This is a genomic window from Streptomyces sp. NPDC049577, assembly GCF_040675635.1.
GTDB lineage: Bacteria > Actinomycetota > Actinomycetes > Streptomycetales > Streptomycetaceae > Streptomyces.
The window spans coordinates 1-6,388 of the sequence record NZ_JBFAPH010000354.1 but is presented as its reverse complement, the minus strand read 5'-3'; the positions used below and the strand labels follow the sequence as shown (position 1 = coordinate 6,388).

The 6,388-nt window shown below is 69.1% G+C and carries 6 protein-coding genes and 1 pseudogene; 1 reads left to right on the top strand and 6 read right to left on the bottom strand.

Annotated elements, in window-relative coordinates:
- From AB0K09_RS28050 to AB0K09_RS28025, 6 genes and pseudogenes are all read right to left on the bottom strand, one after another.
- The coding region (locus tag AB0K09_RS28050) for a GIY-YIG nuclease family protein (RefSeq protein ID WP_366068208.1) at nucleotides 1–1,337 on the bottom strand (1,337 nt) is incomplete at its 3' end.
- Between the two features lie 580 nt (nucleotides 1,338–1,917).
- Nucleotides 1,918–2,310 (bottom strand): hypothetical protein, encoded by a 393-nt coding sequence (locus tag AB0K09_RS28045; protein ID WP_366068207.1) that lies wholly within the window; start codon nucleotides 2,308–2,310, stop codon nucleotides 1,918–1,920.
- A gap of 9 nt (nucleotides 2,311–2,319) precedes the next feature.
- The gene (locus AB0K09_RS28040) at nucleotides 2,320–2,610 is read right to left on the bottom strand and encodes a hypothetical protein (protein ID WP_366068206.1); all 291 of its coding nucleotides are present in this window, start codon (nucleotides 2,608–2,610) and stop codon (nucleotides 2,320–2,322) included.
- Between the two features lie 92 nt (nucleotides 2,611–2,702).
- A complete protein-coding gene (locus tag AB0K09_RS28035) occupies nucleotides 2,703–3,584 on the bottom strand; it encodes a hypothetical protein (RefSeq protein WP_366068209.1) in 882 nt (293 codons plus the stop codon).
- A gap of 402 nt (nucleotides 3,585–3,986) precedes the next feature.
- Nucleotides 3,987–4,127: pseudogene (locus AB0K09_RS28030) on the bottom strand (helix-turn-helix domain-containing protein); the annotation flags it as partial.
- Between the two features lie 273 nt (nucleotides 4,128–4,400).
- A complete protein-coding gene (locus AB0K09_RS28025) occupies nucleotides 4,401–4,658 on the bottom strand; it encodes a hypothetical protein (RefSeq protein ID WP_366068205.1) in 258 nt (85 codons plus the stop codon).
- A gap of 1,117 nt (nucleotides 4,659–5,775) precedes the next feature.
- Here AB0K09_RS28025 and AB0K09_RS28020 point away from each other — a divergent pair.
- On the top strand, nucleotides 5,776–6,388 hold a 613-nt coding region (locus AB0K09_RS28020), incomplete at its 3' end, for a hypothetical protein (protein ID WP_366068204.1).

The following is a 6,388-nucleotide window of genomic DNA, read 5'->3' as shown; positions in this document are numbered from 1 at the left end:
GCGGTGACGGCCCCGTTGCCGTCCTCGACCGTCACGGCCACCCCGCGCGGCACCTCGATCCGGTGCTTAGGGCGGGGGTTACAGTGCGCGGCCACGACGGCTGGCACCACTAACCGGGATCGGTTGTACAGCCCCGATATTGTCCTCTGCCGCGGGCGTTGCACCAGATTCGCGCCCTCCAGCCGTTCCAGCACCCGTTCGGCCCCAGGCAGTCCGCAGCGCAGCAGCCGCGCCAGCGTCGCCGTCGGCCGACCTCTGTGCTTGTCCACCGTCCCGCCGCACAGCCGTACCCGGCCGTTCTCCGCCGCATCCAGCACCAGGAGCAGCATCGCCAACCGGTCGGTCGACGCTCCGCGTCCTGTACGACCACTCAGAAGTCCGGCCGGCATACCTTCTGACCGGCACGGGGCCAGTAGTGCCTCAACCAGGCGCAGCCAGGTGTCTAATTCCTTCTGTGACAAATCCAGTGGATGCCCGGGCACATATCGGGCTGTGCGCAGCGGATGGATCTCGCATTCCAGATTCCGGTCCTCGCCGAACTCTCCCGTCAGTACTTTTGTAGTCACGACCCCAGAGCGGCGCAGGCCCGGTAGCACCACTGACTGCATGTGGGAGACCGACAGGCCCAGCCACTGGCCAAGTTCACGGGAAGTGATCTTCACCAGATCCTTACCCCAAGGCGTGCGCGCTGCCAGCACCAGCAGCGCTAACCGCACCGGGTCCGGAGCGCCCACCAGGGCCGGCGTGTTCAGGAGCTCGCGCACGGCACGCCCCAGGCGGACCCGGGTTTCCATGCTCAGAGCCAACGGATGACCGAGAGAACTAGTCCCCTGAGAGCCGTCCGTGGGCGCCTGATGCTCGGATATTGCCTTGAGGGCCTCATCATTGAATTCGGATGCTGGTGTGTACGCGGTGCATTGGCAGTCCTGGAGTTCGTCCCAGCCCATCACGGTGCATCCGCCCGTTCCGTGAAGCCGATTCTCATGACCGCAAACGCAGCCAGGCACTGCGTCTTCTGCGCACAGATCGATTCGTGCTGCTTCAGCCAGTGTCGTCCGCGAAGCCCCTTTGTCCCAAACCTCGCCGACGGCGCCCTGCATTACCGTCACCGGGTCCAGGCCTTGGAAGTCGAACCATTCCCCGTGGGTGTGGTAGGTCCTCAAGTGGAAATGGAGACGGCGTTCAAGCGGGTAGCCTTCCGCGCACGTCCAAAGAACCCTCAGCCTGAGTGGGCTCATGGCCTGGATTTGCCGCAGCCGCCGTTCTGGGTCAGTCGATACTCCGATCTTGACAATGGGCGAGTCAGGTGAGCCGATGACGTAGACCTGACCTTCCATGCGTTCCCCCTTGCAGCTAGCTGCCCGAGATGTTTGCGTCGATGCTCGCTCTCGGCGCACGGTAGCGGGCAGCTCCGACACCGGGGCGAGACAACGGTCGTCTGTCCTTTCGCCGATCATGCGGTCTTCCTCAAGGGCGCCGTGTTCTCGTGGGACGTTGCTGCGGCTCGCTCGGTTCGGGCCCGGCGCAGGGCGGCCGCCTCGGTCGCCGCTGCCTGAAGGCGCCTCTGAGCACGAGCCCCCTCGATCGGTGCCGGTCCGCTGTCCGGATCCGGCTCCGGGTCGGGAAACGCCCGGAAACTGAGTTCGCGCATCGCGCTGGTCTGGCGTTCCACCGCCTGCGCGATAGCCGGGTCCACCTCGCCCGGGGTGCGGCGGACCGGTGCGCGGCGAGCACCTGGTGGAAGCCGGGCGAGGCCATCTCACGAGTCTTCACCACCGCTTGCGCGGCATCCTGAGCGGCGGCCGGGGCCGTCAGGGTGGTCCGGAGCGCGGGCGTGGCCCCGACGGCCAGGACCCGGATCGTGCGCACGGTGTCGGTGCCGACCGACGCGTTGGCCACGGCGACGGTACAGGCGCATCAGCCGAAGCTGGGTGGCGTAGGCAGGGGAGTCGGGACACAGGTCGAGCTGGCCGGTCTCTGGGTGAAAGGTGATGGCCTGAACGTGGTCGGTAACTGCGGCGCGACGGCGGCCGCGATGGTCGTGCATCGGTCCAGCACCGTGCCGCCGGCGGCCGGGAGCTCCCAGGCCCGGTCGGTGATCAAGCCCTGGAGCACTGCGGCGAAGCCCTGCGGGTCACGGCCGTCGCGCCGTACGGCGCGCTCGCGGCGGCGCGGCGTACGGGGCCCGCGGACCCCGCGCTTCTTCGCGCCCTCGCGGGCCGCGTGCAGTGCGACCTGGGCGAGGTCGACACCGGAGAGCTCGTTCCCGGCCGGGGCCGGCTGTTCGATGGGGGTGGTCACCTCGGTCATCCCGGCCTCCTACCGGCTTCCGACGGTCATCAGCGAGCTGCGGGCGCCGCTCGCCAGCTGAAGGGCGCGGCGGACCAGCTCGGGCTCGTAGAGCTGCTCCGCCGCCTCGCGGCCCATGGAGTCGACCGCCACGGTGATCAGGGAGGTGTCGCCCAGCATCAGCCGCTCCGGGGCCTCCTTGCGGCACCGCTCGACCTCGTCGTCGTCCAGGTCGGCCAGGCCGGAGAGCTCGGGCAGGGCCTCGCCCGGCTCGTCCGCCAGCGGCTTCGGGGTGAATGCCTCGGAGAACGCGGCCACCACCTCGCACTCCCCTGCTTCGCTGACGGACCCGCCAGCGCCTGGTCCCAGGTCTCACAACAGCCGCGTGAGTCGGTTGGCGGTCCGTCGGGGCGTCAGGTCCGGGCAGCCTCTGCGGCCTTGACCGCTGCATCGCGGGCCTGCTCCCATTCCTCATCGGCCGCGCGGCGGGCTTGCTCGGCCGCGATCTTGCACCGGCCGCACAGGCCCTGCGTCACCACTGCGCGACCGCATCCGCCGCCGTCGTGGCCGGGGCACTCGCCGGGGTCCGGTTCAGGGGCTGGGGTCGCACATATCAGGCACCAGGAGCCCGGGGCCATGACGCCGCGTCCGCAGCCGCCCGCGCACACCGGCGACTCCCCGCCCAGGCACACCGCGCACCGATCCAGTCCCGGCAGAGCCAGCCGGGGGCAGTCCGGGTCACCCTCGCACAGCCGGTGCCGGTCCTGGCCGGACACCGCCGCGTGCAGTTGCGCTTGCCTCTCGGCGAAGCTCGGCGGCGTCGGCGTCGGGGCTTCCTGCTCCGGCCACCCGCGCCTGTCCACCGACTCGGGGCGCTGCGCCGGGATTGGCCGGACGCCTGATGCCGGGCCGGCCTCAAGCAGGTCGCGCAGTCGCCGGGAGACGACAGCGCCCACCGTGCGGTCCAGGGGGCGAGGCAGCGGCCGGGACAGCAGGGCGTGGCGGACCTCCTGGGGGGTGTAGCCCTCCAGGAGCAGTCCGGTGACCATCTGGCCCTGGTCCGCCAGCGAACCGGCGTGCGTGATCGTCCACTCTGGGGCCTCGGCCGCGATCGCCCGCAGCACTTCCACCCCCGGCGTTACCTCCACCTGAGCCACCGATCCCGGCGCGGCGTCAGCCGCAGCCAGGTCATTCTCCGCAACCGCAGTCGGCCGAACGCCGTCCTTCCCCTCGCTGTGGCTGCCGCCGTCCATCCGTCCGTCTATCTCGTTCGCGCGGGCGTCACCTGCCTGCACGGACGGACGGGAGGACTCGGGGGTCTCTCTTGAGGGGCGGGTTACTGGGGAGGGTTGGGGGACTAAGAGTCCCCCGCCGGGGGATTGAAAGTCTCCCCTGCCCGGGGACTGAGAATCCCCCCTCTTCATCTCGGTAGGGGGGGACTGAGAGTCCTCCCCATTCTTCTTTGGACGCGACTTGCCCTTGTCGGAGCGCTCGGTGCGCGGGGGAGCGGGAGGCAGCGGAGGCCGGTTCTCAGGGGTGAGCGGAGGTAGACCCCGGTTGGCACGGTCCGCGTTCACGCGCGCAAGGCGCTCGGTTCCGTACCAGGCCGCTGGGATCATGAGGTCGTACACCCTCGGTCGGACATACGCTGGGATGTACCGGGCGGCAGACTGATCGCCCAGTCGGATCAGGCCCCGGTCTGCTAGGTGCCCCAGGCGCCGCTGAACGGTTTTCGGATCGCAGAGCGCGATACGAGCGAGCGTCTTCTTGCTGGGGAACGCATTGCAGCCGTCCGCGTCTGCCTTCTCCGCCAGGCCGCAGAGGATCACGCGATCCATCGTGTTGTTGACCGGGCTGTCGTGCATGGCCCACAGGACAGGTTCGAGCGCCACGACGGCGATCCTTTCCGATCTCCCTGGCGAATGTGCTCATGCGGGACGCACGCATGTGTACACTGCGGGAGACCTGTGTTGGTCAACCCGCCGTCCCGGGAGGTCAGAGCCCCGGGGTTCCAACGGCGGGTTTTAACTTTTGACGTAAATGTCCTTACGTCCAGTAGGCGGGCCTGGCCACTGGCGACAGTGCGTGGGGGCCGGTGGCGCGTATGCCTTCTAGGCGGCTCCCCGACGTTTGGGCCGAACTGGCAGGCCTGCGGCCTCCAGCCAGCGATAGAGGGTGCTGGGGCCGACCCCTGCCAACTCCCGGATTCTGTTGCGGCCGGCACCGAGGCGTGCCGCCTCGATGGCGCGTGGGCGGATCTCCTCGGTCAGTACCCGGTCCGCTTCCTCCAGCAGTTCAGCGCGCCGGGCGCCGGCTTCCGCGACGGCGCGCAGCGCCGCTGCCTGGCTTTCCTCGGGAATCTCGGTCACAGGCGGGAGCCTACCGGAACCACAGCACATACTACTGAAACCACTGCATGCATTAGTGGTTGCACAGGCTGTTGTTCCGTGCAACAGTGGGTCTGCCTTGGCAACGAGGCGGCCCCCGGCAGGTGCGGGAACACCTACCAGGGGCCTTGACCACCCGCCTACGTGCATAGGAGGGCGATCCGTCATGGATGGTATCGCTACACCTGCCTGCGTGATCAGCCAGTACGCGCCCTGGCCTTGTACCGCTTGCGGCGGCCACCGGAGCCACGTCAGGACGACGTGGCGGGGTGATACCCGCACCGACACCTGCGCTCCTGCGCCACCTGTCGTGGGTCGGGGACGCGGTGATCGGCGACGCAGTACGGCCAGCCCCCGTGCCGTGCCGGAGGTCGATACCCGCATGAGGCACGTTCGAGCGACCGCCGCTGTTGCGGCCTTCACCTCCGGCCTCCTCGGCCACTGATTCGTCCCGGGGCTGCGTCGCAGAAGTGCACCCCCACGGGGACAGGCCACTGCGGCGCGCGCCGCCTCGGTTCCACCTTGCCCTCCGCCGGGTCTTCGTACCCGGCTTCCTCACGCCCGGAACCGCCCCGCGGGCGGCGCCGGATGAGGAAGCCGCCCACGGCATCCCTGGCAACACTTTCCTCCGCCTGGACGGCAGCGCATAGCGGCGGCCCAGAAGACAGCGGTCGTTCCTTCTCAACTCCACAGCGACACCACCCGGAGCCACGACGAGCCGGTAGCCCCGAGCAGAGATCTGCTGAGGGGCGTCATGAGGTGAGTCCTCTGGCCACCCGGGATCAGGCAACTGCGACAAGCCGGCCCTGCCTCGCGTCCACACGCACGCACCTTCTCCAACGCCGCCCCGACGGGTGGACAAGTGATCCATACGCGCAGGTGAGACAAGGGCGAATATCGCGGGCCCACAAGGAAGTAGTTGACCGGTTCGAGTCCGGTCCGGGGCACTGGGCACCCCTGCCACTCGGGAGGGCGAGCAGCCGCTGTCCAAACGCCCAGAGAGGCGAGAACCCCCAGGCTGCCCGCGCCTTCGACAGGAGGGCAGCAGAGAAGGGAGAACAACGTGAGCAAGAGATGGAACCGGACTTCCCCGCGTGGGATGGTGCTCAGCGTCCTCGGGGTGGTCACCTTAGGTGTGGCTGTCCTGTCGGTGGTCGTGAGCTATCAGATTCTCGATCCCCGGTTCGGGTTGTGGGCCGCGCCAACCGTCGGCGCGCTTGACGCCCTCTGGCTGGTGTTTCAGGCCACCGAGATCCTGTCGGGCAACAACCGGCGGCGCGCCCGGCGCGTGCGGTGGGCCGGTCTGGTTCTGACGGTCATCAACGCCGCCATCCCCACAGTCGACCTGGTCCTGACCGGCGGGTTCGACCTGGCCGTGGTTCTCACCCCGATCGCCATCGTTGCCACCAAGGGGGCCTGGTGGATCACCTTGCCGTCCCTGGGGCGGGGGGTGTCGGGTACGACGCGGCAGACCATCGCGGCGAAGCGTCAGAGCGTGGCGGATCAGTTGGAGGAAATGGAGGCCGAGGCCTCGCACCGGATCGAGCTGCTTGAGGTCGCCGCGGAGCTGAACAAGCGGGTGGCAGCGGCGGAGACGGGCTACCGCCTGTCCGTGCTGAAGGCGCAGCAGACCATGACCGGGGACCTGCACCAGCAGGCCGAGGCAACGGCAAAGACGGTCGCGCAGAAGGTGCTGCCACCCTCGGTCGCGG

What these genes read in the sequence shown, in the direction of transcription:
- AB0K09_RS28045 (WP_366068207.1), bottom strand. Translation starts at nt 2,310, where the DNA reads ATGACCGAGGTGACCACCCCCATCGAACAGCCGGCCCCGGCCGGGAAC.